This is a genomic window from Nocardia sp. NPDC047038 (genome assembly GCF_040644075.1).
GTDB classification, from domain to species: Bacteria; Actinomycetota; Actinomycetes; order Mycobacteriales; family Mycobacteriaceae; genus Nocardia; species Nocardia sichangensis.
This window is the reverse complement of sequence record NZ_JBEYVQ010000031.1, coordinates 1-26798: the sequence shown is the minus strand read 5'-3', so window position 1 is coordinate 26798 and position 26798 is coordinate 1. Positions and strand designations below refer to the sequence as shown.

Sequence of the window (26798 nt, the reverse complement as noted above, 5' to 3'; positions counted from 1 at the left end):
CGATGATTTCGATGCGCCAGCATGCCATCTCGATCGTCGCGATCTTTCTCGCGCTCGCGATCGGTGTGGTGCTCGGATCCCAGACGCTCGCGGCGGACCTGCTGTCGGGCTTGCGGGCGGACAAGGCCGACCTGCGGCAGCAGGTCGATGCACTGACCGAGCGGAACCGCCTGCTCGACGAGCAGACCGCGGCCGCCGACCGGTTCATCGCCGGTTCGTCGGGCCGCATTCTCGGCGGTGCGCTGGCCGACCGCAGTGTCGTCGTGTTCACGACCCCGGACGCCGATCCAGGGGACGTCGACGCGGTGACCAGAGCGCTCGCGGCCGCGGGCGCGGGCGTCACGGGACGGATCGCGCTCACCGAGGCGTTCGCCGACGGCAGCGAAGGCGATCGGATGCGCACGGCCGTCACGAACGTCATCCCGGCCGGGGCGCAGCTGCGTACCGGCGCGGTGGACCAGGGCAGCATGGCCGGTGATCTGCTCGGCCTGGTACTGCTGCTCGATCCGGCCAACGGGCAAACCCGGAGCACCCCGGAGGAACTCGGGCTGGTTCTGGAGACCCTGCGCGGCGGCGGCTTCCTCGCCTACGGTGACACGCCGGTGCGACCCGCGCAGCTCGCGGTCGTGATCACCGGCGATGGCGCCGCCGCGGCCCGGGACGGCGTCGGCTCGAATACCGCGCACTTCGTGGGCGCTCTGCGCGGCCGGGGCGCGGGAGTGGTGCTCGCCGGTCGCGCGGGCGCCGCCGACGGGCAGGGGCCGATCGCCGTGGTCCGCTCCGACGCGGCGCTCGCGGCGCAGGTGAGCACCGTCGACAATGTCGAGCGGGAACTCGGCCGGGTCACCACCGCGCTCGCGCTCACCGAACAGCTCAACGGGGGCGCCGGACGTTACGGCACCGGCGCCAAGGCCGCCTCGCTCACCCTGGCCGTCGTGCCTGGCTGACCAGCCAAAAGACTGTCGTCGGGCAACTGGAGGATGCGCACGCAGGGCCCGGACCGATCGCTGTCAGGGGCGTCGCGGCACCCGCTTCCTCCGCACGTTCGCTACCGCGACGAGACGTGCCCCACAGTCCGGACGCGCGGGCTCTGATCGATGTCCCGCGATCGGCGGGCAAACGCGCGTGGCATTCGAACGGACGGGCGGATTCGTGTTACCGTGAAGACCCGTGGGTCAAACACGGATTCAGGCGCGAACGGACACGAAGCACATCTTCGTCAGCGGTGGTGTCGCCTCCTCATTGGGTAAAGGTCTTACCGCCTCCAGCCTCGGTCAGCTGCTGACGGCGCGTGGGCTGCGCGTCACGATGCAGAAACTCGACCCGTATCTGAACGTCGATCCCGGCACGATGAACCCCTTCCAGCACGGCGAGGTGTTCGTGACGGAGGACGGCGCGGAGACCGACCTGGACGTCGGCCACTACGAGCGCTTCCTCGATCGGGACCTGTCCCGCGACGCGAACGTGACCACCGGGCAAATCTATTCGTCGGTCATCGCCAAGGAGCGCCGCGGCGAGTATCTCGGCGACACGGTGCAGGTGATCCCGCACATCACCGACGAGATCAAGAGCCGGATCCTCGCGATGCGCGGCCCGGATCTGCAGGGCCAGACGCCGGACGTGGTGATCACCGAGATCGGCGGCACCGTCGGCGACATCGAGTCGCAGCCGTTCCTGGAGGCCGCCCGCCAGATCCGCCACGACGTCGGCCGGGACAACGTCTTCTTCCTGCACGTCTCGCTGGTGCCCTACCTGGCGCCCTCCGGTGAGCTGAAGACCAAGCCGACCCAGCACTCGGTGGCGGCGCTGCGCAATATCGGCATCCAGCCCGACGCGCTGATCCTGCGCTGCGACCGTGAGGTCCCGCAGGGGCTGAAGAGCAAGATCGCGCTGATGTGCGACGTCGAGGTCGACGCCTGCATCTCCACGCCGGACGCGCGGTCGATCTACGACATCCCGCGGGTGCTGCACCGGGAGGGCCTGGACGCCTACGTGGTGCGCAGGCTGGGCCTGCCGTTCCGCGACGTGGACTGGACGGTGTGGGGCGACCTGCTCGACCGGGTGCACGCGCCGCGCGAGACGGTCGAGGTCGCGCTGGTCGGTAAGTACGTCGATCTGCCCGACGCGTACCTCTCGGTCACCGAGGCGCTGCGCGCGGGCGGGTTCGCCTCGCGGGCCAAGGTGAACATCCGCTGGGTGCCCTCCGACGAGTGCGAGACTCCCGCGGGCGCGCAGCACGCGCTGCGCGACGTGGACGCCGTGCTGATTCCCGGCGGCTTCGGCATCCGCGGCATCGAGGGCAAGGTCGGCGCGATCCACTACGCGCGTACCCGCGGCATTCCGCTGCTCGGCTTGTGTCTCGGATTGCAGTGCGTCGTGATCGAGGCGGCGCGCACGGTGGGGCTGGCGGAGGCCAACTCGGCCGAATTCGAACCGGACACGCCGCACCCCGTCATCTCCACCATGGCCGACCAAGAGCAGGCCGTGGCAGGTGAGGCCGACCTCGGCGGCACCATGCGGCTCGGCGCCTACCCGGCGACCCTGGAGAAGGGCTCGGTCGTCGCCCAGGCCTACGGCAGCGAGCACGTCTCCGAGCGTCATCGCCACCGTTACGAGGTGAACAACGCCTATCGCGACAAGGTCGCCGAGAGCGGCTTGAAGTTCAGCGGCACCTCGCCGGACGGGCACCTGGTCGAGTTCGTCGAGCTGCCCGCCGACGTGCATCCGTTCTTCGTCGCCACGCAGGCGCACCCTGAATTGAAGAGCCGGCCGACCCGCCCGCATCCGCTGTTCGCGGCGCTCATCTCGGCGGCGCTGAAATACAAAGCGGCCGAACGACTTCCGGTGGACATTCCGGGCGAAGAACTGGCGGGTGCGGCGGAACAGGCGTAGTGGCATGACCAACGGGGGCGCTGCCGAGCCGGGCAGCCACGACTTCGAGATCGAATCCAGCAGAACCGTCTACAGCGGCGCGATCCTCGCGTTGCGGCTCGACCAGGTGCGGATGCCGGGTGGCCGGGTCGTCGAGCGCGAGGTGATCGAGCACCACGGCGCCGTCGCGGTCGCCGCGATCGACGACGACGGCAACGTGGTGCTGATCAACCAGTACCGCCATCCGATCGGCAGGCGGCTGCTCGAACTGCCCGCCGGGTTGCTCGACGTGCCCGGGGAGGACCCGCTGCTCGCGGCGCGTCGTGAGCTGGCCGAGGAGACCGGGCTGGCCGCCCGGGAATGGGCGGTCCTGGTGGACGTGGCGCTCTCGCCCGGGTTCACCGACGAAGCGTTGCGGATCTACCTGGCTCGCGGGTTGTACGAAACCGATCGTCCGGAGCCGGAATTCGAGGAGGCGGACCTGGAAGTGGTCCGCATGCCGGTCGACGCGGCGGTCCGCGCGGCGTTGAGCGGGGAGATCGTCAACGCCACCGCGGTCGCCGGCGTGCTCGCGCTGGCGGCCGCGCGGGCGGACGGCATCGAACCGCGGCCGCCGGACGCGCCATGGGACGGGCAGCCGACGAATTTCCTCCGCCGCAAGGCGGCCCAGAAGTCCGAAGACTGACCGGAGGTGCTCGGTCGCGAGCTCGACACCTATCTCGACCACCTCACCGTCGAGCGCGGCGTCGCGCCCAACACCCTGAACGCCTACCGGCGTGATCTCGGTCGGTATCTGGACTTCCTGACCGGGCGCGGCATCGGCTCGCTCGACCGGGTCGACGAGTCCGACGTCGCGGAGTTCACCATGGCGCTGCGCTCGGGCGGTCCCGGGCACCCGCCGCTGGCGGCGAGTTCGGTGGCCCGCGCGCTGATCGCGGTGCGCGGCTGGCACCGCTTCGCCGCCGCGGAGGGTTTGACCGACACCGATGTGGCGCACGCGGTGAAGCCGCCCGCGCCGGGGCGCAGGTTGCCCAAGGCGCTGCCCTACGACCAGGTGCTGAAACTGCTGGAGGCGGCGGGCGGCGGCCGAGGCGATCCCGCTGCGGGCGTAGACGGCGGACCACGCGGCCTGCGTGACCGCGCGCTGCTGGAATTGCTGTATTCCACCGGCGCCAGGATCTCGGAAACGGTCGGGCTGGACGTCGATGATCTCGACATCGAGGAACGGGCGGTCGTCCTGCGCGGCAAGGGCGGGAAACAGCGTCTTGTGCCGATCGGGCGGCCCGCGCTCGCCGCCGTGGACGCGTATCTGGTGCGGGGAAGGCCCGTGCTCGCCGCACGCGGAAAAGCCAACGCGGGAGCCCTGTTCCTGAATGTACGCGGCGCCCGGCTGTCCCGGCAGAGTGCCTGGCAGGTCCTGCACACCGCCGCCGAACGCGCGGGCATCGCGGCGGCGGTGTCACCGCACACCCTGCGCCATTCCTTCGCCACCCATCTGCTCGACGGCGGCGCCGATGTGCGGGTGGTGCAGGAATTGCTGGGCCACGCCTCGGTGACCACGACCCAGATCTACGCCTTGGTGACGGTCAACACCCTGCGCGAGGTCTGGGCCACCGCGCATCCGCGCGCCCGGTAATCCGCTGCGCGGTCGGGAACTTCGCGTGCGCGATGTGACGGAACAAAGTGGACTGCAGTCCGGTTGTGCTGGTCCGCCGGGTGAGTGCGGTGCTGTCACCGACGGCTCGGTTCCCGACCACAACGCGAGGTGAATTGCATGGCAAAGTCTTTCATCGTCCACGAGTCCGATGTCGAGGCGATTCCGTTGCCCGGCGGCGGCTCCTTCTGGCTGTTGGAGGACAGCGAGAACTCCGAAGGGCTCTTCGGCGCCAATCGGCTGACCCTGGCCGCGGGTGCGGACGGCACCCGGCCGCACCATCACACGAAGTCGACCGAGATCTTCTATGTGCTGGGCGGCACAATGGATTTTCTCGTCGACGGCGCCAGGACCGCGGTGAGCGAAGGTGGTCTGGTGGTGGTTCCGCCGGGCGCGGTGCACGCCTTCGGGGCCACCGCCGAAGGGCCCGCCGAGTTTCTGGCTGTGCTCACACCCGGTATCGTCCGCTTCGAGTACTTCCGGCAACTCGGCCGGATCGCACGCGGGGAGGCGGACTGGGACAGCATGAACGAGTTGCACGACCGGTTCGACGTTCATTTCGATGGCGGACCGCAGTGGCGCTGACCAGCGCGGCACGAACACGCCGCGCGCAGGCGCGGCACTCGAGTGCCGTCAAGCGGTAGCGTCTATCGAGAGCTGGACCGCACGAAAGCGAGGTCGGCACCGATCGGCCTCGCTACGCTCGGCGAGGCAACCGGCAAGGACGTATAAGGAGCAGCGGATCGTGACGACAGCCGGCGCGGCAGAGCCGCCGATGGGTGCTGGGGCGGAGCCGCTTACGGGCTCGCGACCGGGTCCGTACTCGGACGCCGCGGCGGAAACGCTGTGGGGCCATGGAGTGGAGCCGGTCCCGGAGGACGCGACGCTCGGCCCGACCGGACGGCCGTTGCGGCTGGTGCCGGACCCGCCGCCGGTCGGCCAGCACGGTGACGCGCTGATCGTGGCCATGTGCAACCAGAAGGGCGGCGTCGGCAAGACCACCTCCACCATCAATCTCGGTGCCGCACTGGCCGAATACGGACGTCGCGTCCTGCTCGTCGACCTGGACCCGCAGGGCGCGCTGTCGGCGGGTCTCGGCGTCGCCCACCACGATCTCGACCTGACCGTGCACAACCTGCTCATCGGTTCCAAGGTGTCGATCGACGACGTGCTGATGCAGACCAGGGTCCCGAACATGGACCTGCTGCCAAGCAATATCGACCTTTCCGCCGCCGAGATCCAGTTGGTCAACGAAGTGGGCCGGGAACAGTCGCTCGGCCGCGCGCTGGAGCCGATCCGCAACCGCTACGACTACATCCTCATCGACTGCCAGCCTTCGCTCGGTCTGCTCACGGTCAACGCCTTGGCATGCTCGGACGGCGTGATCATCCCGATGGAATGCGAGTACTTCTCGCTGCGCGGGCTCGCGCTGCTCAACGACACCGTCGAGAAGGTGCGGGACCGGTTGAATCCGCGGTTGAGCCTGTACGGAATAGTGGTCACCATGTTCGACTCTCGACTGCTGCATTCCCGCCAGGTCATGGCGCGGGTCGTCGAGGTGTTCGGTGACCTGGTCTACGACACCGCCATCGCGCGCACCGTCCGTTTCCCGGACGCCAGCGTCGCGGGCGAGCCGATCACCACGTGGGCGCCGAAATCCAGTGGCGCCGAGGCGTATCGGTCGATGGCTCGGGAAGTCATCCACCGATCCGGCCGGTGACCGGCCACTCGGACCCTTCGTCTGCGTCCCACCACAACCCGTCCGGCCAAGGGTCTTCCGCGGCGGGATCGACATCCACGCCGGACGACCGCGCGTCCGATTCTCGTGGGCCGGACCCCGTCGGCCCTGGGCAGGGTCCCGCACTCGGCAACGCGGCCGCCGCCTTCATCGCCGCAGGCCGGGACGCTGCCCCCCGGCGCGCGAACCCGGCCGTCGTCGGAGGCGCCACGCCCCGGCCCGCACCGGAGGCGGAGGCCTCCCCGGCACGGGACAGCGCGGACGAACCGTCTCCGAAACCATCCACGCAGCCCACCGAGGGTGTCGCGCGGGAGGACTCCGAGACAGTGGGCGATCGGCCCGCTGACGTGCCGGACGCACAGGGGCGTTCGTCAGACGTGCCGGGAGCACAGGGCCGTCCGTCGGCTACGCCCGGCGGTTCGGACGTCTCTGGCTTTTCGCCGGACACATCGGACGCATCCGATCCCTCGCCCGGCACGTCGGAGGCGAAAGAACAGCCGACGGCGGAGCCGCACGCGTCCGGATTCCGGCTGCGACTCAGCAACTTCGAGGGGCCGTTCGACCTGCTGCTCACCCTGATCAGTTCGCGCAAGCTGGACGTCACCGAGGTGGCGTTGCACAAGGTCACCGACGAGTTCATCGCCTACACCAAGGCGCTGACCGCGAACATGGCGCGGCAGAACACCTTGCGCGCGGACAAGATCCTGGACCAGACCACGGAATTCCTGGTCGTCGCCGCCACCTTGCTCGATCTGAAGGCGGCGCGCCTGCTGCCGTCCGGCGAGATGACCGACGCCGAGGACCTCGAACTGCTCGAGGCGCGCGACCTGCTGTTCGCCCGGCTGCTGCAGTACCGCGCGTTCAAGCAGGTCGCCGAACTGCTCGGCGAACTGGAGGCGGCCGCGCTGCGCCGCTATCCGCGCGCGGTCGGCCTGGAGGAGCGCTACGCCGGTCTGCTGCCCGAGGTTAGGCTTGGTGTCGGGGCGGCCGAGTTCGCCGCGATCGCTGCGGCGGCCTTCCGGCCCCGTCCGGTACCCAAGGTCGGGCTCGACCACTTGCACACGCACGCGATCTCGGTGGCCGAGCAGGCGGCACTGGTGCTGGAGCGGCTCAAACAGCGTGGTGCGGGTGCGTGGACATCCTTCGGCGAGCTGGTCGCCGACTGCGAGGTACCGGTCCAGATCGTCGCCCGCTTCCTGGCGCTGCTCGAGCTGTATCGCGGCAAGACGATCGAGTTCGATCAGCCCGATCCGCTCGGTCCCTTGGCGGTCAGCTGGATCGGCGACGAGGCCGCGCAACAGGTGGACACCGTGACTATCGAGGAGGACTACGGGTGAGCGAGCACAGCGCGCGTTCGCGCACGGCGGAGGCGAACTCCGGTGAGGCGCGGTCGTGAGTGAGGCAGTGGTGGAACTCACCCCCGAACCGCTCGCGGACGCCGATTTCCGTTCGGCGCTGGAGGCCATGCTGCTGGTCGTGGACGTTCCCGCGCCGGTAGACCAGCTCGCGGCCGCACTGGGCGACAGCACCGAACGCGTCGAGCGGACCCTGCGTGAAATGTCCGCTGAGCTGTCGGCGCGATCCAGTGGCATAGATCTGCGTTTCGTCGGTGACGGCTGGCGCTTCTATACTCGCAGCGAGTACGCGCCGTATGTGGAGCGGATGCTGCTCGACGGCTCCCGATCGAAACTGACCCGGGCGGCCTTGGAGACGCTGGCGGTGGTGGCATACCGTCAGCCGGTGACCAGGACCAGGGTCAGCGCGGTGCGCGGCGTGAACGTCGACGGGGTGATGCGCACCCTGCTGGCCAGGGGTCTGATCGCCGAGGCAGGCGTGGACCCGGAGACCAACGGGACGCTGTACCGCACCACCGAGCTGTTCCTGGAACGGATCGGACTCGCTTCGCTGAGCGATCTGCCACCCCTGGCGCCCCTGCTTCCGGGCGTCGACCTGATCGACGAGATCAACGAGAGCCTGGAGACGGACCCCCGGTACACCAGGTTGAGGAAACCCGCCGAGGCCGATTTGGACCTCGGCACCGAAGAATGACAGGACACCATGAATACGCCCGCTCGCCGAGATGGCACACCGGATCGTAGGAAACGCGGCGCACAGCCCGAACGAGGCGGCGCGAGCCGCAACTCGAGCTCACGCGACGCTCGTTCGGCCCAACGGGGTATCGCCGCCCGCGGCGCCCAGCAGGGCGGCGGGGGCCGAGCGGACCGACGCGGATCCGCCCCGGTTCCGAACCCGCAGCGGCACGCGGCCGCGAGCAAGAAGAAGCCCAAGCCGCAGCGGCAGGTCGCGCCGCCGCCGCTGCTGAGCAACGCCAAGCCCGCGCGCCACCAGAACGTGGAGCCGGACTCGTCCGGCGGTCACACCAAGCTCCCGTGGGGCGAGGGGGAGCGGTTGCAGAAGGTTCTCGCCAAGGCGGGCGTGGCCTCGCGCCGGGCCGCCGAGGAGATGATCGCGCAGGGCCGCGTCGAGGTCGACGGCATGATCGTGCGCGAGCAGGGCCTGCGTATCGACCCGCAGCACGCGGTGGTGCGCGTCGACGGCACGCGCGTGGTGGTGCGCGAGGAACTGGTGCACGTCGCGCTGAACAAGCCCAAGGGCTGGCAGTCCACCATGTCCGACGATCTGGGGCGCCCCTGCGTCGGTGACATCGTGGCCGAGCGTATCGCCGCGGGTCAGCGGCTGTTCCATGTCGGGCGACTCGACGCCGACACCGAGGGCCTGCTGCTGCTCACCAACGACGGCGATCTGGCGCATCGGCTGATGCACCCGTCCTTCGAGGTCTCCAAGACCTATCTGGCGACGGTGCACGGCGAGGTCAACAATCGCGCGGTCGGCAAGCGGTTGAAGGAAGGCTTGGAGCTGGAGGACGGTCCCGCCAAGGTGGACCGTTTCCAGGTGCTCGAGCTGGGGGAGGGACGTTCTCTGGTGAAGGTGGTGTTGCACGAAGGGCGCAAGCACATCGTGCGCCGCCTGCTCGACGCGGTGGGTCATCCGGTCATCCGGCTGGTCCGCACTCATATCGGCCCGGTCGCGCTGGGCGACCAGCGGCCCGGCACGCTGCGCGTACTCGGCCGCGATGAAATCGGCAAACTCTACGAGGCGGTGTCGTTGTGAACGGTGTGGAGATCCCGGTGCAGGCGCCGGCGCGGTTGGCCGGTCCGAGCCCGCTGGTGGTCGCCATGGACGGGCCGTCGGGTACCGGGAAGTCCAGCGTGTCCCGGCGCCTGGCCACCCGGCTCGGCGCCCGGTACCTCGACACCGGCGCGATGTACCGGGTGGCGACGCTGCGCGTGCTGCGGGCGGGCATCGAACTGACCGACTCCGCGGCCATCGGCGCCGCGGTCAAGGAGCTGCCGCTGTCCATCGGCACCGATCCCAGCCGCGAGGTGATCGAGCTGGACGGCGAGGATGTGCGGTCGGAGATTCGCGGCGACGCGGTCACCAAGGCGGTTTCGGCGGTCTCCGCGGTGCCCGAGGTGCGTGAGCTGCTCGTCGCCATGCAGCGCGACATCACGGCGGCCGCGGGGCGGATCGTGGTGGAGGGACGCGACATCGGCACCGTCGTGCTGCCCGCCGCCGACGCCAAGATCTACCTGACCGCGTCCGCCGAGGCGCGGGCGCACCGGCGCAATCAGCAGAACATCGCCGAGGGCAGGGGCGACGACTACGCGGGCGTGCTCGCCGACGTGCAGCGCCGCGACACCCTCGACTCGACCCGCAAGGTGTCCCCGCTGCGCCCCGCCGAGGACGCGGTACCGGTAGACACCAGCGAACTGTCCATGGACGAGGTTATCGACGAGCTGTATCGCGTTGTCGTGCAGCAGGTCTCGACGTGTGGAGCCGGAGGGGACCGATGAGTGGGGACGTACTCGCAGGCGACGGCGTCTGGAGCGACGAAGCCGACTGGGAACTCGCCGACCTGGAGGGCGAATTCGAGGACGCGGCGCACGTCGCGATGCCGACGCTGGCCGTGGTCGGCCGCCCGAACGTGGGCAAGTCGACGCTGGTGAACCGCATCCTCGGCCGCCGCGAGGCGGTCGTGGAGGACATTCCTGGCGTGACCCGCGACCGTGTGTCCTACGAGGCGAACTGGGCGGGTCGGCGCTTCCTGGTCCAGGACACCGGCGGCTGGGAGCCCGACGCGAAGGGCTTGCAGCAATCGGTGGCCCGCCAGGCCGAACTGGCCATGCACACCGCCGACGCGATCCTGCTCGTGGTCGACGCGGTGGTGGGCGCCACCGCCACCGACGAGGCGGCCGTAAAGAAGCTGCGCCGCTCCGCCGTCCCGGTGATCCTGGTCGCCAACAAGGTCGACGACCAGCGGGTGGAAGCGGAAGCGGCGGCGCTGTGGTCGCTGGGACTCGGCGAGCCGCGCATGGTCAGCGCCGCCCACGGCCGTGGCACCGGCGACTTGCTCGACGACGTGCTCGAGGTGCTTCCCGAGACTCCGCGCGAGGGAACCGGCGGCGTCGGCCCGCGTCGCGTGGCGCTGGTCGGCAAGCCGAACGTCGGCAAGTCGAGCCTGCTCAACAAGCTGGCGAACGACGAGCGCTCCGTGGTGCACGATGTCGCGGGCACCACGGTCGACCCGGTCGACTCCCTCGTCGAACTGGGCGGCAAGGTCTGGAAGTTCATCGATACCGCCGGGTTGCGCCGCAAGGTGGCCAATGCCAGCGGCACCGAGTTCTACGCCTCGCTGCGCACCAAGTCGGCGCTGGAGGCATCGGAGGTGGCGATCATGCTGGTCGACGCCTCGCAGCCGATCACAGAACAGGATCTGCGGGTGATCAGCCTGGTCGCCGATTCCGGGCGGGCGTTGGTGCTGGCGTTCAACAAGTGGGACCTGGTCGACGAGGATCGTCGGCTGCAACTGGAGCGTGAGGTCGACCGCGAGCTGGTCCGGGTGCCGTGGGCGCAGCGAGTGAACATCTCCGCGCACACCGGCCGCGCGGTGCAGAAGCTGGTGCCCGCGATGGAGACCGCGCTCGAGTCCTGGGACAAGCGCATTCCGACGGGCAGGCTCAACACCTGGCTGAAGGAAGTGATCGCCGCGACCCCGCCGCCGATGCGCGGCGGCAGGCTGCCCCGCGTGCTGTTCGCCACCCAGGCGACCACCAGGCCGCCCACGTTCGTGCTGTTCACCACCGGCTTCCTGGAGGCGGGCTACCGGCGCTTCCTGGAGCGCAGGTTGCGCGAGGAGTTCGGTTTCGACGGCTCGCCGGTCCGCATCTCGGTGCGGGTGCGGGAGAAGCGGGATCGTTCGAAGAAATAGCGACGACGGGTGCGAGGGCAACCCACCATGGCGAATGAAAGCTAATTGTTAGCGGACGAACGTAGATGGTCGATAATCCGGTCAAAATGCCTAATAAAACGCGACATCTTCTCGTGTAGATGACGATATGGGCAGTGCTGCCCACAACTGTGGCAAATAGCTGGCATCATCCGGGCATGGGCATTCCCAGCGTGCTGCCGGAACCGCCGGCCGTCCTGACTCCGTTCGAGACGGGATGGCCCGTGCGCCTCGCCGACACCGATCGTGACCAGCGCCTGCGACTCGACGGTGTCGCGCGCTATCTGCAGGACGTCGGCTACGACCATCTCGAGGTCCTCGAGGACGGCGATATCCATCGCCTGTGGGTGATCCGCAGGACGGTGATCGACGCGCTCAAACCGCTCGGATTCGGTGAGTCGGCGACGTTGCGGCGATGGCCTTCGGCGACGTCGACCCGGTGGTGCACGATGCGGGTCCAGATCGGCGGCAGCGCTGGTGGGCTGGTGGAGACCGAGAGCTTCCTGATCCATTTCGGCACCGAATCGGGCGTACCCGCGCGGATGAGCGACCGGTTCCTCGCCCCCATGCTGGCCTGTACGACCGAGCACCGGCTCCGCTGGAAAGCCGAGCTCACCGATCCCATGCCCGCGGCGGGCGAGCCCGGGGTGCAGATCCGGCCCTTCCCGCTACGGGCCACCGACATAGACCTGCTCGACCATATGAACAACGCGGTCTACCTCACCGCGCTCGAAGAAGTCCTGGCCGACTACGCCGAACTGAAATCGGGTCCGCACCGTGTGGTGGTCGAGTACGGGAAACCGGTGCGATGCGGCGAGGACGTCGAGCTCGTCGCCCGACGGACCGACTCGAGCCTGGACGTGTGGTTCGCGGTCGGCGCGGACTGCCGGGCGGTCGCCCGCGTCACCCCGCGCTAACCGGCCAACTGTTCGACGGTCGCGTGCGCGCCCCTGGTGCGCAGGCTGTCCAGAGCCGCCAGATACGCGGTCACGAACCGGGGGTGGTCGATCAGGTCACCGAACAAGGATCGCTCGCCGAGGAAAGCGGTGGGCTGCTCGCGCTGCCGCCGCGCGAGGGGGACCAGCCGGTCGCGGAGCCGGTCAACGATCTCGATCGGGTGCCCGTGCTCGTCCACGCCCTCGGCATAGCGTGCCCAGCTGGCGACGACCGCCGCCGCGCAGTCGATCGGGCCGCCGCTGCCGAGCTGCGCCCGGACAACCGGAAGCAGCCACTTCGGGATCCGGTCGGAGGATTCCGCGCACAGCCGGGCGATGGTGTCGCCGATCGCGGGATTGGCGAACCGGTCGAGCAGTGTCCGCTTGTAGTCGCCCAGGTCGACCCCGGGGACCGCGCGCAGCGTCGGCGTGGCCTCGGCGTCCATGTAGCGGGTCAGGAACCGCCGGAAGACCGGATCCTGTGCCGCTTCGTGCACCAGCCGATAGCCGCTCAGGTACGCGAAATAGCACAGCGCCTGGTGGCTCGCGTTCAGCAACCGAAGCTTCATCAGTTCGTAGGGAGTGACGTCGGCGACGACCTGCACGCCCACCTCTTCGAAGGCCGGACGGCCGAGTCCGAACGAATCCTCCAGCACCCACTGCGCGAACGGCTCGGCGACCACCGGCCAGCGGTCGGTGAGCCCGTAGCGCCGCTCGATCTCACCGGTCGCTCCGGGCGGGGTCACCGGGGTGATCCGGTCCACCATGGAATTCGGGAAGCGCACCTGCTCCGTCACCCAGGCTCCGAGCCCCGGATCGCGCAGCGCGGCGAACGCGCCGAACATCCGGCGCGCGACGTTCCCGTTGCCCTCGATGTTGTCGCAGGACAGCACGGTGAACGGTGCGATATCGCGGGATCGGCGGCGGGCCAGCGCCTCGGTGACGAGCCCGAAAACGGTACCGGGCGGAGCGTTCCCGGCCAGATCGGCGCGGATTCCGGGGTCATCCGGGTCGAATTCCCCGGTAGCGGCGGCGATGTGGTAGCCACCCTCGGTGATGGTGAGTGAGACGATCCGGGTCGACGCATCGGCGAGCTTCGCCACGACGGTCCCTGGATCGTCCGGCGCGTACCGGTAGTCGACCAGCGAGCCGATCGCGCGCGTGGTCCACGTGCCGTCCGGCGCGACCGTCGACAGCGTGTACAAGCCGTCCTGCGCCCGCAACACGTCGCGCATGCGTCGATCGCCGGGCAGCACGCCGACTCCGCAGATGCCCCACTCGTCCCCGAGGCCGCGTTCGAGCAATCGGTCGACGTACATCGCCTGGTGCGCTCGATGGAAGCCGCCGACGCCGAAATGCACTATGCCGGTGGTGATCCGGGATCGGTCGTAGCTCGGCGTCGAGATCCGATCGGCGAAGTCGGGCATCGTGGCCGCCCGCAAGGGCGTGGCTGTCCGTTCCGGCATACCGCGCCTCCCCGTGTTGTGTGGATCACACCATAGTGCAGCAGGAGTCCGGAACCGGTCAGCCCTGCGGAGGCGGCAGCAGCGAATCCATGCCGTGCCGTCGAGCGCCGAGCACCCGGGCGCAGTTCGCTCGCTCGAGGTCGGCGGAGAACTGCTCGTTGGCCCGGCGCGCCCGTGCTGAGGTCGGCGTCGACGAACCGGCCGCCACGTCCATCTGCTCTTTCTCGGTCATACCTCACGGTGCCCGGAAATCGGTCAAGGCAGCAAATATAGTTGCCGATCCGGCAAAGGATATCTGGGTGATCGCTCATTCCGGGGGCGGATGACGTACGCCCCCGTCCCGGCGGTCCCCGCCGTTCTCGTCCTCTTTCTGTCCGCTGCGCGAACGACGAGGGGCCGGGGCGCACACCCCGTTTCGTTCAGCCGCGGAAGCTACCGGGGGGTTTATCGCCGCAGAGCTGGGTAGACCGTCGGTGTCCCGATCGATGGCAGAAAGGTTCAGCGCATGTCGCAACCCATCACCAGTACTTTGGACCCGGAGCAGCAGCGCGTCGCGGGCGAAACTCTCCAGGCGACGGTGGTCGACCTGATCGACCTGTCGCTGATCGCGAAGCAGGCGCACTGGAACGTGATCGGCACCAACTTCCGGTCGGTGCACCTGGCGCTGGATGAATTGGTGACCGTGGCACGGGAGTTCACGGACTCGGCCGCGGAACGCGCGACCGCCGTGGGAGTCAGCCCGGACGGGCGCGCCGCGAGCGTGGCCAAGGATTCCGGCGCGATCGGCATCGGCGAGGGCTGGCAACAGGACACCGACGTCATCGACACGATCGTCGGCAACCTCGCCGCCGTGATCAAGCGGCTGCGTGAACGCATCGCGGCGACCGAGAAGGCCGATCCGGTGACCCAGGATCTGTTCCTGGCGATCGCGGCGCGGCTGGAGCAGTTGCACTGGATGTGGCAAGCGCAGCTCGCCACGGTGTGATGCGGGTGATCACGTGCGCGTTCGGCGCGCCCGCCACGGAGACCGCCACGGTCGCGGTGCGGATCCCCGCCGACGCGCGACACCTCGCCTTGATCCGCGCGATGACCGACACCGTGTGCCTGGTCGCCGAGGTTCCGCTCGACGCCGCCTCGGACATCCGCTTGGCGATCAACGAGGCGGTCACGATGCTGCTGGCGGACGCCATGCCGGGCTCGATGCTCGGCTGCGCGTTCACCTACGGCCTCGGCCGGATGAGCGTGCGTGTCGACGCCGTCGCCGTGGTCGGCGACGAGCTCCGCAGCGATCCGTTGAGCTGGGAACTGGTGCGCATGCTCACCCGCTCCCTATCAATTTCCCGTGACCCTTTTGATTCCGAACTCGGCGGGTACCCGACCGTTATCGAATTCAGTTGGGAACGAGGACCATTTGATGAAACGTGAGTTCACGACCGACGGAAATGACACGGCGAGGCGCACCCGCGGGGGCGACAGCTACGACAACATCGAGCCGTGGTTCGAGAAGATGGCCGCGATGGACGAGGGGGATCCGCACCGCGCGGCGCTGCGCGAGGAGGTGACCCGGCGGTGTCTTCCGCTCGCCGAGCACATCGCCAGGAAGTTCTCCGGCCGCGGCGAGAACTACGAGGACCTGCTGCAGATCGCCCGGGTCGGGCTGGTGCTCGCGGTGGACCGTTTCGATGTCTCGCGCGGCAGTTCCTTCCTCGGATTCGCGGTCCCCACCATCATGGGCGAGGTGCGCAGGCATTTCCGCGACAACACGTGGTCGTTGCGAGTGCCGCGCAGGCTCAAGGAGATCCAGCTGCGCGTCGGCCCGGCCACCGAGACGTTGTCGCATCGCCTCGGCCGGATGCCGACGGCCAGGGAGATCGCCGAGGAGTTGGACGTCGACCTCGGTGAGGTCACGCAGGCGCTCATCGCAGGCAACGCCTATCAGGCCAATTCGCTGGACGCGGCAGGCCGAGAGGAGGGCGACGGTGCGCCGCAGTCGCTCGCCGACACGCTGGGCTCCGAGGAGCCGTGCTACGACCTGCTGGAGCAGGCGATGGCCGTGCGTCCGCTCATCGCCGAGTTGCCGCCGCGCGATCGACAGGTGCTGGTCATGCGCTTCTACGAGTCGCGGACCCAGAGTCAGATCGCCGAAGAGCTGGGTGTGTCCCAGATGCAGGTGTCGCGCATTCTCGCCAGGATTCTCAAAGACCTGCGCGAACGCGCGCTCGGCCCGGAAGAACTCGTTTCGAGCGCGGCCTGAGTTCGCTCACGTGCGTGGACGGGCGGCCGCGCCGGTCATCGGTGTGGCGGAGACCTCGCCGGTCCAGCCGCAGGGCAGGGCGCAGCTGGCGATGATCTTGGTCTCCAAGTCGCCGTTGTCGTAGCGCAGCGTGGTGCTCTCCGCGTAAGCGGGATATCCGCACGCTCGGCATTTGCCGAAGAAATCGAGGATCTCCTCGGCGCGGGCGTGCGCGATTCGTCGTGCGGGCTTGTCGTCCATAACCTCTCCAGCCAGCGTGCGGTCCTGCCGAGCAGGCGTCTGTGACGTTAGGTCGGAGGTCGCCGCCCGGCGGGAGTTCGGATGATCGTTGGGCTGATTCACAGGCGTCGCGCGGGTGATTTGGGCCGGTTCCCAGGTTCAGGTGAATGCTGGGCAATCGCAGCGTATTTCCTGCGTGTCGCTGGTAGTAGCGACGATGCCCTGGCTACTTGACCTCGCTTGTGACTGACGTTACAAAGGAGCTACCCGCCGACCCGAAGTTCTTCGAACCGGCCGACGAGAAGTGCACAAGTTGGTTACCGATGTCATCGACGTAGTCGCCGAATTCGCGATCGCCCGCAAGGCCATTTGGGATCTGCTGCTCGAACCGCAGACTTATCCGCGCATGTTCACCGGTATCGGCGCGTGCGAGCAGATCCAGTCCGCCGACGGCAATGTGGTCTGGCAGATGCGCGTCGGTACCTACGGGTCGGGCATACGCACCCACCAGATCCGGATCAGCGTGGGCCGGTGGTACGAGAGCTTCGAGATGCAATACGCCGCACTGGGCAGCTTCGCGTCGGTGCGACTGCACGGCGACGAGGACCGCACCAAGGTCACCGTCACGTATTTCGCGCCGAGCCGGGTGCACCCGCGGGTGGGCGAGCTTTCCAATGTGGCGATCGGCGAGTGGACCAAGGCCGGACTGAAGCGGGTGGCCGACGTCGCCAAGGGCGCGCGGACCTCCTTGGTCGTCAACGGCGAGGATTCGCCGATCCGGCGCAACGCGGGTGTGGCGCGGCAGATGGTGGCCACCGGCGTCGTGTTGCCGGTTCGTTTCGATCGGACTCTCAAACAGCTGCGCTCACTGGCGAAATGGGGTTTCAACCTGGCGGGCGGATACGCCGCGGGCGCGGCGTACGCCCCGGAGCGGACCGCGATCATCGACGACCGCGGCACCCGGTCCTTCGCCGACATGCACGAGCGCACCAACGCGCTGGCCGCGGCGATGGCCGCGCACGACCTCGGCCCGGGCGACGCCATCGGCCTGCTGGCGCGCAACCACGCGGCCATGGTCGAATGCATGGTCGCCGCAGGCAAACTGGGTGTGGACGTGGCACTGCTGAACGCCGGGCTGGCGGGCCGCACCATCGAGGAGATCGTCCAGCGCGACCGGCTGTCGGCGCTGTTCGTCGACGGTGACCTCGAGGAGTTGGTGCGCTATCTGCATACCGACATCCCGCGCTACAACACCGACGAGCGTCCGCCGGTACCCGACCGGACGACCGTGGACCAACTGGTGGCGGAGGGGCACACGACTTTCCGCACGCCTGCCCAGCCGGGACGGCTCGTCGTGCTCACCTCCGGGACCAGCGGGACGCCCAAGGGCGCGCGCAGGCCGCATCCGAAGGGCTTCGGGTCCATCGCGGCATTGCTGTCGCGCATCCCGATGCAGATGAACGAGACCATGCTGATCCCGGCGCCGCTGTTCCACACCTGGGGGTTGGCCGGCCTGCAACTGAGCACCGCGCTGCGCGCGACCGTGGTGCTGGCCGAACGGTTCGACGCGGAGGACTGCCTGCGCCGCATCGCCGAGCACCGGGTCAACACGGTGATCGTCGTGCCGACCATGGTGCAGCGCATCCTCGACCTCCCCGCGCACGTGCGTGCTCGCTACGACACCTCCAGCCTGCGGCACATGATCAGCTGCGGTGCGCCACTGGCAGGCGCGACCGTCGAGCGGTTCATGGAGGCCTACGGCGACGTGCTCTACAACGTCTACGGATCCACCGAGGTCTCCTGGGCGACCATCGCGACCCCCGAGGACCTGCACACCTCGCCGACCACGGCGGGACGCCCGCCGCTGGGCACCAAGGTGGCCGTGCTCGGGCCGGACCACCGCAGACTCCCGATCGGCGCCACGGGACACATCTTCGTCGGCAACCACATGCTGTTCGACGGCTACGTCAACTCCGCGCCACCGGACGAGGCGCACGGCATGCTCGACACCGGCGACCTCGGCTACCTCGACGCCGCGGGCCGGTTGTTCATCGCGGGACGAGACGACGAGATGATCATCTCCGGTGGCGAGAACGTCTTCCCGCGTCCGGTCGAGGAGGCGCTCGCGCACCTGCCGCAGGTCAGTGACGTCGCCGTGGTCGGTGTGCCGGACCACGAATTCGGCCAGCGGCTCGCGGCGTTCGTGGTGAAACGCGAAGGGTCCGGTTTGGATTCGGACATGGTGCGCACCTACATCCGCAACCGCTTGAGCCGCTTCTCGGTGCCGCGCGACGTCACCTTCCTCTCGGCCCTGCCGCGCGGCGACACCGGCAAGATCCTCAAGCGTCTGCTGGCCGGTCCCGGCGCGGTCAAACCGGAGCTGCCGCCGTCGATCAACGGTCTGGGCACCGCGGGATCACCCTGACCATCCGGCGGCAGCGCCCGGCGGTCAGTAGACGGTGTCCTCCAGATCGGTCAACGCGGATTCCAGGTGATCGAGCAGCCTGGCCACGTCCGGCACGCTGCGACGGCAGGCGACGATGCCGATGTCCAGGCTGTCGGCATTGCTGGTGAGGGTGATGTTCACCGCCTGCCCGTCGAGCGGGATCGACAGCGGGTAGCTGGCCGCGACGCGGGCTCCGTTCCAGTACTGCGGTTCACGCGGTCCCGGAATATTGGAGATGACGATGTTGAACGGCGGGCTGGTCAGCGCGACCGTGGCGGGAAGCAGCAGTGACAGGGCGAGAGGACTGAGCGTCAGCGCCGACAGCGAGACCGCCTGGACGGGGGACAGCGCGCGGTAGATCTCTTTGCTGCGATGCATCGAGGAGCTGATCGCCGCCAGCCGCGCGGCCGGGTCGGGCAGGTCGGTGGCCAGATTGCACAGCAGCGCCGCCACGGCGTTGCCCCCGCCGCCACCGTCGTCGGATTCGGGACGCAGCGAGACCGGCACCATGGCGATCAGCGGCTTGTCCGGCAAGGCGACGTGTTCGAGCAGGTAGGTGCGCAGCGCACCCGCCGACATCGCCAGCACCACGTCGTTGAGCGTGGTGCCGGTCATCTTCTTGACCTGGCGGATCCGGTCCAGCGGCCACGAGCGGGCGGCGCAGCGGCGGGCCCCGCCGATCGGGACGTTGAACATGGTGCGCGGTGCGGCGAAGGGCAGCGTCAACTGCTGCTCGAGCAGCGCGGTACGGGCCAGGCGCAAGGCCGAAGGCGCCGAGCCCGCCGCGGCGAGCAGGGCGCGCGCCCGGGTGCCGAGCGTTTGCCTCTGCGGGGGATTCGGGCGGTGCCCGGTCGAAGGCGGGAGATGCCAGGGCACCAGCGCTTCGCCGGATTCCGGGTCGGTGGTGAGCGTTCGCTGCAACAGGCGCTGGGCGCCGACGCCGTCGATGAGGGCGTGGTGCATCTTCGCGTACAAGCCGACCCGATCACCGGCGAGCCCTTCGACCAGATGCGCTTCCCACAGCGGCCGGTGCCGGTCGAGCAGGGTGCTGTGCAATCCCGCCGTCACTTCGGTCAGGGCGTCCAGGCCACCCGCTTCCGGCAGTGCCCACCGCTGGACGTGGTAGTCGAGCTCGACGGCGCTGTCCACGGTCCAGGCCAGCTGTGGAGTGCCGAACAGGCGAGCCGGGCGCTTGCGGAACGTGGGGTGGAAATTTCGGTCGGCCGCCAGCGTGGCATACGCGCGCCGGGCGAATTCGGGTCCGGTGCCCTCCACGGGGTCGAAGATGGACAGCGAACCGACGTGCATCGGATGCTCGCGTGATTCCGCGATGAGAAACAGGGCGTCCACCGGCGAGATGAATTCCATGGGCAGTTCCCTCCTGGCGACGCCGCGGCCTCGCCACGGTCTGGTTCCGGACATGGGGACGGCCGCCGGACCGCTCATGGCGCTGGGAGATCTACGCCGGTCGAACGACGATCCCCAACCGATGATTCGATGCCGAATCCGTACCGGCTGGGCGGTCGTCGCGAAATTGTGCGCCCGGGCCTCAGGACAGGCGGCTGACCGGCCAATCCTGCGGCAGTGCGAGGCGTTCGCTGATCATGCTGATCGCGCTGTGCAGGGCCTGGATCTCATCGATGCCGCTGGCCAGCGACGCGCCCTGCTTGCTGATATGGAACCGGCACAGGTGCTTGCGCCGGTCGGCCGCCAGATACGGCCTGCCGATGATGATCGACAACGAGCTGTCGGCTTCGTAGAGGGTGCGGGCCGCGATGAGCGCCTGCGGCTCGTAGGCGACCGTCGTGGCGGCGCGCGAGGGACGAGTGGGCGCGGCGGGGAAGCCGGGGTCGGACGGCTCGGTCACCGCGAAGTGCGCACCGTGGCTGTTGGCCTGCCGCAGCTCTTGGGCGATGTCCTGGAACGCGCGGTAGAGCGCGGCGATGGAATCGACGCCGTGCGCCCATCGTTCGCCGATTCCCTGGATGCGAAAACCGCACACCACACCGGTGTCACCCGGTGCCATCTGCGGTTTCCCCACCTCGATGGAGACCTCTCGCGTGGCATCGGAGACGGTTCGGGTGGCGATCACCTCCCTGATCCGCCGCCATCTCATGCTCGCGATCGCACCGCCGTGTTCGGATTCGCGCACTGCGGGCGTGGTCGTGTCACCAGTGACCCGCGCCGGTATCGCTCTCATGATGTCTGGAGTACCCAAGTTGGACCCTCGTTTACCCTGCGGTTCGAGGTGACCTGGAACGCAGTGTGAAGACACGCCGTATCGGCAAAAGGGCTACCGGACGGTTAACGCGCCTCGCGTTTGGCAGGCTGTCGCCGAGGGTGTGATGGTGGGGCCGCGACGATGAGGAGGGGCGGACGAAGTGGTAACGATTGCGCAGTTGCGAGCGGTTCTGTCGATCTTGCGCGTCGACCCGGACGAGGTCGGCGCACGGGCGGATGAGACGGGTCTGCACGGTCCGGACGCCGAACGTGTCCTACTGATCGGTTTGCTACACCGGATCGCGAGCAGCGAGCTGCGCGACGTCGTCACCACCACGATGGACGACGAGGAGGCCGCACGGGCCGCCGCGGTCAGCACCCTGCCGGTGAACGGGGAGAACCCCACGGAGCAGGCGCGTTTCGACGCGCACTGGCTGCACGACCGTATCGGCGCGCTGGCGGCGGGCACCACCGTGGAACCGGTGCCGGTGTTGCTGGACGCCGCCGCGCGGTCGGCGGACGCGGCCGAGGTCCTGCTGCTGCTCAGCCGCAATCCCCGTGGCCACGACGCGGACACCAGATGGGAGCGTGCGCTCGACGATCTGGGACGCGCCTATCACTTGATCAACGACGAGCGCGTGGGTCGCTCGAACACGACGACCGCGCCGTTGTAGCGACGCGGTCGATCGGAAGTCCGCCCGGCGGCGCGCTGCTGCGCCGCCGGGACACGGCTATTTGGTTTGGGCCGGAGCGGTTTGGACGGGCTTGTCGGCGAAGCGGGTAGTGCCGTCGGCCGCCTGCAACGTGGTGAGCAGGTCGACACCCGCCACGACGAGCGTGGGCCCGCCGACCGCGATGGTTCCGAGGATGCCGCCGAGGCTCGCGCCGGTCAGCAGACCGGCCACGCAGCCCACGGCGATGGTGACCAGGCAGCCGATCGTGGCGCCGATCGCGGTGCCGACGAAACCGCCTATGGCGGTGGCGAGCCCGAACTGGCTGGCGAATTCGTCACGGGCGCGCTGGTTCTCGGTCATGGACGCGACCGGCTTGGCCACCAGTGGCTCGGTGATCGCGATGCCCTCCGGCCTGGACGGCTTCAGCTCGAGCACGGTGCTGTCCTTCTTCAGCTCCGGGCGCACCGGAATGGCGGTCCCCGCGATCCGGAAGTCGAGCGGCAACGTCATCGCGACGTGGCCGTCGCGGTCCCGGATGTCTACCACGTCGATCACTTGCGCGATGTCGGCCGGGGCGCCCCCATGATCGACGAGCACCCCGTCGCGCTCGGTTAGTCGCGCGTTCTCGTCGCCCGCGGGCTGATCGCGCAGTGCCTTGGACAACTGGAAGGTTCCGCCCCGGAGCGCGGCGACCACCGTCTGGTCGACGATCTTGGCCGAGTAGGTGATGTCGGGAGCGGGCTCGCCGTGGGCGACGCCCGCGCCGACGGTCAGCGAGCCGATGGCGAGTATCGCTGCCGCAGTGATGCCGCGGAGTTGCATGTTACGTCCATTCCTTCATCGGGTTAACACCTGCGTCCAGCACGGCCGGACCCGCGCACTCCGGCGGCGCAAGAGCAGTCGTCTAGGGTCGCTGAGCAGCCTAGCAGCGCCCACAGCTACCGATGAGCGTTCCGGCTCGACCGGTCGGAGATATCGAAAAATTCTCCGACCGGCCGAGTTTCGGATCCGGCGCTCAGCGCGCCGTGGCCAGTTCGCTTGCCCGCTCGGCGCGCAGGATCGTCGCGCTGGTGCCGGGCGGCCACTCGAGTCCCGCGTCGAGCCGGTCGAGCACCTCGGTACCAGGCCGTGGATTGCGGGACCGCTCGATCTCGCTGATCACCTTGGCCGGCGGGCCGCCGTTGCCCGCCACATCCGCCTGGGTCCACTTCATCTCGCGCCGCCGCGCACGCACGCGCGTGGCGAGCCCGTCGAGATCGAGCACGATGGCCGTCTCGACCTCGTCCGGGGGCAGCGGCGCCGGTCGCGCCGGTGCGCCGTGCTCTTCCTGCTGGTGCTTCTCCCGCAGCATTCCGGCGGTGATCAGCCTGGACCGTTTCCGCCTACCCATCTTCGCCACACGCTCTCCCATCCTCGGTCGAGTCGATCGATTGCGTCGCACTGCTCCGGCGGGCGGGCGGTGCCCATCGCGCCGGGAACGCTGAACATCATGGGGGAGGGTGGCCGCGGACCTCGCTCGACGCGCCGGGTCAGTGCGGCCGGTCCTCCGGCTGAAGAATGAGCACCGGGATCTCGCGCTCGGTCCAGGATCGGTAGGTGTCGAAGTCCGCGTAGAGGGCTACGAGCAAGGGCCACAAGCGATTCTTCTCCTCCCGGCTCGCCACGCGGGCGCGGACGCGTCGGTGCTCGGCCCCGACCTGTACCCGGGTCACGGGATGTGCCAGGAGATTGAAGTACCACTGGGGGTGATTCGGCAACCCGCCTTGCGAGGCGACCACTACCAGGTCGGCGCCGTCGACGAGGTACAGCAGCGGGACGGTGAACAACTTGCCCGATCTGCGACCCCGATGCTCGAGCAGCAAGGTGGGTACCGGCTTGCGGAAGCCGGCGCCGATCCGCCATCGTGCGCCGACGCGCCCTCCGGTCCGGCGGTACGCCCAGGTCTGCGCTCTGGACATGTATTTGATGACGGTCGTGACCAGCGGGGAGTCGAGGTTGCGTGGCCGCTTGGGCATCAACGATCACCCAGCTCGGGCCGGGATGCGGCCGTGGAATCGGGTGCGGTGACGAGTGATTGATCCATACCTTTGTCCGTAGTATCGTCCAGACAGATGTCCGGTTACTATTCCATATATGTGCGGCGCGTGTCGCGGGGGTGACGGGAACCGGCGACGAGCACGGTGGAGGAAAACATGGATCGGGTCAGCGGCAAAGTCGTCCTGGTGACCGGTGCGGGACGGGGGCAGGGCCGCAGTCACGCGGTCGCCTTGGCCGAGGAAGGCGCCGACATCATCGCCTTCGATATCTGCGCCGACATAGCCAGCAACGAATACGCACTGGCGACCGAAGCGGATCTCGCCGAGACCAAGGAACTGGTCGCCAAGACCGGCCGTCGGGTGGTGGCCGCACAGGTCGACGTGCGCGATCGCCCCGCGCTGCAAGCGGCGATCGCGGCGGGCGTCGCCGAACTCGGGCGCTTGGACGTGGTCGTGGCGAACGCCGGGATCTGCCCGCTGGGCCACCATGTGCCGTTGCAGGGCTTCGTGGATGTCTTCGACGTCAACTTCGTCGGCGTGGTGAACACCGTGCACGCCGCGCTGCCGCATCTGGGCGCGGGCGCCTCGATCATCGTGACGGGATCGGTCGCGGGCCTGGTGCCGCAGACCGGATTCAACGGCCAGCAGGCACTGCAAGGTCCCGGCGGCGACGGCTACGGCCTGTCGAAGAAGATGATCCGTTCTTACACGCAGACTTTGGCGTTGACGCTGGGGCCGAGCTCGATCCGCATCAACGCGGTGCATCCGACCAACGTCGACACCGACATGCTGCACAACCCGGGGATGTACCAGATCTTCCGTCCCGACGTACAGAACCCGACGCGCGAGGACGCCGAGGTCACCTTTCCCTTCATGCAGGCCATGCCGATTCCCTTCGTCGAGTCCTCGGACATCTCGCACGCGGTCACGTTCCTGGCCTCCGACGAGTCGCGCTACGTGACCGGTTTGCAGATGTTCGTCGACGGCGGCGCGTCGCTGAAATTGGGCCTGGCCTGAAGTGACGCGGAACGCGCCGCGTCACTTCAGGATGAGCATCGCGGACCGCTCGATGCGGTCCGCGATGTCGGAATACGATTCGTAGCCCATCCCGGCGTGGACCAGCGCACCCGCGTAGAGCAATTCGAGCGATTTCAGAATATCCGCGTCGGGATTTCCGGACAGCGCGTGCGCGAGGCGGGTGCGAATTTCCAAGCCGATGCGCGACCGCAAATGCTCGACGTCGGGATCGCGGCCGAGCAGCGCGCTGGTGACCGCGCCGGACAATTCCGGTTCGTCGGCGACCAGCAACGCGATGCTGCGGAGTTCGGCGATCACCCGCACGGTGGCGTCCGGATCCTCGCTCACCGGGGAGGGTTGTGCGCGCAGCCTGCGCCAGAAGATCTCCGCGACCAAGTGCTCCTTGGAGGAGAAATAGGTGTACGCGGTGGCGGTACCGACCTTGGCGTTGGCGGCCACCATCCGGATGGTCATGCCGGCGAAACCCTCCCGGGAAAGCACTTCCAACGCCGATCTGGTGAGCTTGTCGACGGTGTCGGCCTGCTTTCCGGACAAGCGCCGCCGCGTGGCTTCGACGGTTCTGGAATCGCTTTCGGACATGTGTCTAGATGGTAGTGTCGTTATTTCGTTCGAGCAACTTTCCCGCTGCGGAAATAGTTGTGTGTTCGGCCACGTAATTCGCTACGGCCGGCTCGTCGCGCCGAGCGGCAGGCCGATGTCGGTCAGTTTGCCGGACAACCGCTCGAGGTAGGCGCACACCGCGGGCTCGTCTTTGTCCGGCAGTCCGTACACGACGTCGGTGACGCCGGCGCGGTCCCACTCGGCCAGGCGTGCGGCGTCGGGTTTGTAATCCAGGGCCACCACGCGCGGACGTCCGGGCCGCCCGGCCTGCTGCCAGACCTCGTGCAGCAACGCGAGACGATCGGAGATCTCCGTTTCCCCCGGGGTGGTGATCCAACCGTCCGCCGACTCGGCTATCCAGCGGAAGGTGCGTTCGGTGCCCGCCGCGCCGATCAGCACCGGCACCGAGCGCCGGACCGGTTTCGGCCACGCCCAGCTCGGGCCGAAGCGCACGTACTCGCCGTCGAAACCGGCCTCGTCCCGGCTCCACAGCGCCCGCATCGCCGCCAGGTATTCGCGCAGCACGGTGCGTCGCTTGTTCGCGGGTACTCCGTGATCGGCGAGTTCGTCGGTGTTCCAGCCGAATCCGGCCCCCAGCACGACCCGGCCGCCGGAGAGGTGGTCCAGTGAGGCGATGGTCTTGGCCAGGGTGATCGGGTCGTGCTCCACGGGGAGCGCGACGGCGGTGGCCAGCTCGATGCGTTCGGTGACTGCCGCCGCCATGGACAGTGCGACCCACGGGTCCAGCGTGCGCAGGTAGCGGTCGTCGGGTAGCGACGCGTCGCCGGTCTGCGGGTGCGCCGCGTTGCGCGCGACCGGGATGTGGGTGTGCTCGGGGACGTAGAAGGAGGCGAACCCCGCCTGCTCGGCCGCTCGGGCCGCCGCGGCGGGAGTGATGCCGCGGTCGCTGGTGAACAGGACGATGCCGAATCGCATGGAAATCCTTGTCTGGTCGTTCGACGAGCTGTCGTGCGCTGCCCGCGTGACGGCATCGGCGAAGGCAGCCGCGGGCTGCGACCGCCGTGTCTGGACAGTTGTATGGAATATAGTCCGATCGCCGAGCTGCCTACAAGAACGTGTTCTTGATTCGTGGTGTGTGTCGGGCTGGCGGTCGGACGGCGGATTTCTTTCCGCGAGATCGCTCGTTCGGGATTGTCCTGAAAAACTGTCAGTGGTACCGTCCAGACACATGTCCAGCTATGTGTCTCTACGGAGCGTCGGGTGGACGATCCTTGTCGAGAACTTGTTATCGAATTCGGAGTGTGGGCGATGACGGCTGTGGTGGGGCCGCTGGTGTTCGACCCGTATGACTACGGGTTTCATGAGGATCCGTATCCGG

General features: G+C 68.6%; 28 protein-coding genes. 18 read left to right on the top strand and 10 right to left on the bottom strand.

Annotated elements, in window-relative coordinates:
* Positions 1–2 precede the first annotated feature (2 nt).
* The 12 genes from ABZ824_RS38760 (at position 3) to ABZ824_RS38705 (ending at position 12488) form a co-directional block, all read left to right on the top strand.
* Positions 3–947, top strand: a complete 945-nt coding sequence (locus tag ABZ824_RS38760) for a copper transporter (RefSeq protein WP_356969786.1) — start codon at positions 3–5, stop codon at positions 945–947.
* 223 nt (positions 948–1170) lie between these two features.
* Entirely contained in the window at positions 1171–2892 is a 1722-nt protein-coding gene (locus ABZ824_RS38755; RefSeq protein ID WP_355080731.1) for a CTP synthase, read from the top strand.
* Positions 2893–2896: 4 nt separating this feature from the next.
* Positions 2897–3556, top strand: a complete 660-nt coding sequence (locus ABZ824_RS38750) for an NUDIX hydrolase (protein ID WP_355080733.1) — start codon at positions 2897–2899, stop codon at positions 3554–3556.
* Between the two features lie 6 nt (positions 3557–3562).
* Positions 3563–4507 carry a site-specific tyrosine recombinase XerD gene (gene xerD, locus ABZ824_RS38745; RefSeq protein WP_356969783.1) on the top strand — a complete coding sequence of 315 codons (945 nt, stop codon included), beginning with the start codon at positions 3563–3565 and terminating at the stop codon, positions 4505–4507.
* 138 nt (positions 4508–4645) lie between these two features.
* The gene (locus ABZ824_RS38740; RefSeq protein ID WP_356969782.1) at positions 4646–5110 is read left to right on the top strand and encodes a cupin domain-containing protein; all 465 of its coding nucleotides are present in this window, start codon (positions 4646–4648) and stop codon (positions 5108–5110) included.
* Between the two features lie 160 nt (positions 5111–5270).
* Complete coding sequence (locus ABZ824_RS38735; protein WP_355080738.1) at positions 5271–6245, top strand: ParA family protein; 975 nt, start codon at positions 5271–5273, stop codon at positions 6243–6245.
* A 548-nt stretch (positions 6246–6793) separates the two neighbouring features.
* The gene (locus tag ABZ824_RS38730; protein ID WP_355080777.1) at positions 6794–7600 is read left to right on the top strand and encodes a segregation/condensation protein A; all 807 of its coding nucleotides are present in this window, start codon (positions 6794–6796) and stop codon (positions 7598–7600) included.
* A gap of 55 nt (positions 7601–7655) precedes the next feature.
* Positions 7656–8312, top strand: a complete 657-nt coding sequence (gene scpB, locus ABZ824_RS38725; RefSeq protein ID WP_355080740.1) for an SMC-Scp complex subunit ScpB — start codon at positions 7656–7658, stop codon at positions 8310–8312.
* A gap of 9 nt (positions 8313–8321) precedes the next feature.
* Entirely contained in the window at positions 8322–9395 is a 1074-nt protein-coding gene (locus ABZ824_RS38720) for a pseudouridine synthase (protein ID WP_355080742.1), read from the top strand.
* 65 nt (positions 9396–9460) lie between these two features.
* Positions 9461–10138 carry a (d)CMP kinase gene (gene cmk / locus ABZ824_RS38715; RefSeq protein ID WP_356969803.1) on the top strand — a complete coding sequence of 226 codons (678 nt, stop codon included), beginning with the start codon at positions 9461–9463 and terminating at the stop codon, positions 10136–10138.
* Positions 10135–11553 carry a ribosome biogenesis GTPase Der gene (gene der, locus ABZ824_RS38710; RefSeq protein ID WP_356969780.1) on the top strand — a complete coding sequence of 473 codons (1419 nt, stop codon included), beginning with the start codon at positions 10135–10137 and terminating at the stop codon, positions 11551–11553. The genes cmk and der overlap by 4 nt, the downstream gene beginning before the upstream one ends.
* Positions 11554–11672: 119 nt before the next feature.
* On the top strand, positions 11673–12488 hold the full coding sequence (locus ABZ824_RS38705; protein ID WP_356969778.1) for an acyl-ACP thioesterase domain-containing protein: 816 nt from the start codon (positions 11673–11675) through the stop codon (positions 12486–12488).
* Here the strand turns inward: ABZ824_RS38705 and ABZ824_RS38700 are convergent.
* Both ABZ824_RS38700 and ABZ824_RS38695 read right to left on the bottom strand, forming a co-directional pair.
* A complete protein-coding gene (locus ABZ824_RS38700) occupies positions 12485–13933 on the bottom strand; it encodes a mannitol dehydrogenase family protein (RefSeq protein WP_356969800.1) in 1449 nt (482 codons plus the stop codon). The genes ABZ824_RS38705 and ABZ824_RS38700 overlap by 4 nt on opposite strands.
* Before the next feature lie 97 nt (positions 13934–14030).
* Positions 14031–14204, bottom strand: coding sequence for a hypothetical protein (locus tag ABZ824_RS38695; protein ID WP_356969776.1), 174 nt, complete (start codon positions 14202–14204; stop codon positions 14031–14033).
* Positions 14205–14477: 273 nt separating this feature from the next.
* Here ABZ824_RS38695 and ABZ824_RS38690 point away from each other — a divergent pair, with 273 nt between their 5' ends.
* Genes ABZ824_RS38690 through ABZ824_RS38680 form a run of 3 tightly spaced genes read left to right on the top strand, consistent with a single transcriptional unit; the run spans position 14478 to position 16226 of the window.
* Entirely contained in the window at positions 14478–14957 is a 480-nt protein-coding gene (locus ABZ824_RS38690) for a DNA starvation/stationary phase protection protein (RefSeq protein ID WP_356969774.1), read from the top strand.
* Positions 14957–15397, top strand: coding sequence for an anti-sigma factor (locus ABZ824_RS38685; protein ID WP_356969772.1), 441 nt, complete (start codon positions 14957–14959; stop codon positions 15395–15397). The genes ABZ824_RS38690 and ABZ824_RS38685 overlap by 1 nt, the downstream gene beginning before the upstream one ends.
* The gene (locus tag ABZ824_RS38680) at positions 15387–16226 is read left to right on the top strand and encodes an RNA polymerase sigma factor SigF (RefSeq protein WP_355080756.1); all 840 of its coding nucleotides are present in this window, start codon (positions 15387–15389) and stop codon (positions 16224–16226) included. Before ABZ824_RS38685 ends, ABZ824_RS38680 begins: the two co-directional genes overlap by 11 nt.
* A 6-nt stretch (positions 16227–16232) precedes the next feature.
* Here the strand turns inward: ABZ824_RS38680 and ABZ824_RS38675 are convergent, their stop codons facing one another.
* The gene (locus tag ABZ824_RS38675; RefSeq protein ID WP_355080757.1) at positions 16233–16466 is read right to left on the bottom strand and encodes a hypothetical protein; all 234 of its coding nucleotides are present in this window, start codon (positions 16464–16466) and stop codon (positions 16233–16235) included.
* Positions 16467–16851: 385 nt separating this feature from the next.
* Here ABZ824_RS38675 and ABZ824_RS38670 point away from each other — a divergent pair, with 385 nt between their 5' ends.
* Positions 16852–18870, top strand: a complete 2019-nt coding sequence (locus tag ABZ824_RS38670; protein ID WP_356969798.1) for an AMP-binding protein — start codon at positions 16852–16854, stop codon at positions 18868–18870.
* A gap of 24 nt (positions 18871–18894) precedes the next feature.
* Here the strand turns inward: ABZ824_RS38670 and ABZ824_RS38665 are convergent, their stop codons facing one another.
* Together ABZ824_RS38665 and ABZ824_RS38660 are read right to left on the bottom strand one after the other, a co-directional pair.
* Entirely contained in the window at positions 18895–20259 is a 1365-nt protein-coding gene (locus ABZ824_RS38665) for a wax ester/triacylglycerol synthase family O-acyltransferase (protein ID WP_356969770.1), read from the bottom strand.
* A 181-nt stretch (positions 20260–20440) separates the two neighbouring features.
* Entirely contained in the window at positions 20441–21091 is a 651-nt protein-coding gene (locus ABZ824_RS38660; protein ID WP_355080761.1) for a hypothetical protein, read from the bottom strand.
* A 199-nt stretch (positions 21092–21290) separates the two neighbouring features.
* Between ABZ824_RS38660 and ABZ824_RS38655 the strand changes: the two genes are divergently transcribed.
* A complete protein-coding gene (locus ABZ824_RS38655) occupies positions 21291–21785 on the top strand; it encodes a hypothetical protein (protein WP_355080763.1) in 495 nt (164 codons plus the stop codon).
* Between the two features lie 57 nt (positions 21786–21842).
* On the opposite strand, the gene ABZ824_RS38650 is transcribed toward ABZ824_RS38655, so the two are convergent.
* The 3 genes from ABZ824_RS38650 to ABZ824_RS38640 all read right to left on the bottom strand — a co-directional run bounded on the left by ABZ824_RS38650 (position 21843) and on the right by ABZ824_RS38640 (position 23800).
* Positions 21843–22607, bottom strand: coding sequence for a hypothetical protein (locus ABZ824_RS38650; RefSeq protein ID WP_356969767.1), 765 nt, complete (start codon positions 22605–22607; stop codon positions 21843–21845).
* Between the two features lie 193 nt (positions 22608–22800).
* Positions 22801–23184 carry a helix-turn-helix transcriptional regulator gene (locus ABZ824_RS38645; RefSeq protein WP_356969765.1) on the bottom strand — a complete coding sequence of 128 codons (384 nt, stop codon included), beginning with the start codon at positions 23182–23184 and terminating at the stop codon, positions 22801–22803.
* A gap of 130 nt (positions 23185–23314) precedes the next feature.
* Positions 23315–23800: a nitroreductase family deazaflavin-dependent oxidoreductase gene (locus ABZ824_RS38640; protein WP_356969763.1), complete on the bottom strand. Its 486-nt coding sequence runs from the start codon at positions 23798–23800 to the stop codon at positions 23315–23317.
* Between the two features lie 177 nt (positions 23801–23977).
* On the opposite strand from ABZ824_RS38640, the gene ABZ824_RS38635 reads away from it, so the two are divergent.
* Entirely contained in the window at positions 23978–24838 is an 861-nt protein-coding gene (locus tag ABZ824_RS38635) for a mycofactocin-coupled SDR family oxidoreductase (protein ID WP_356969761.1), read from the top strand.
* A 21-nt stretch (positions 24839–24859) separates the two neighbouring features.
* Here the strand turns inward: ABZ824_RS38635 and ABZ824_RS38630 are convergent, their stop codons facing one another.
* Both ABZ824_RS38630 and ABZ824_RS38625 read right to left on the bottom strand, forming a co-directional pair.
* Positions 24860–25438 (bottom strand): helix-turn-helix domain-containing protein, encoded by a 579-nt coding sequence (locus tag ABZ824_RS38630; RefSeq protein WP_355080773.1) that lies wholly within the window; start codon positions 25436–25438, stop codon positions 24860–24862.
* 81 nt (positions 25439–25519) lie between these two features.
* On the bottom strand, positions 25520–26395 hold the full coding sequence (locus tag ABZ824_RS38625) for an LLM class F420-dependent oxidoreductase (RefSeq protein WP_356969758.1): 876 nt from the start codon (positions 26393–26395) through the stop codon (positions 25520–25522).
* Positions 26396–26798: the final 403 nt, after the last annotated feature.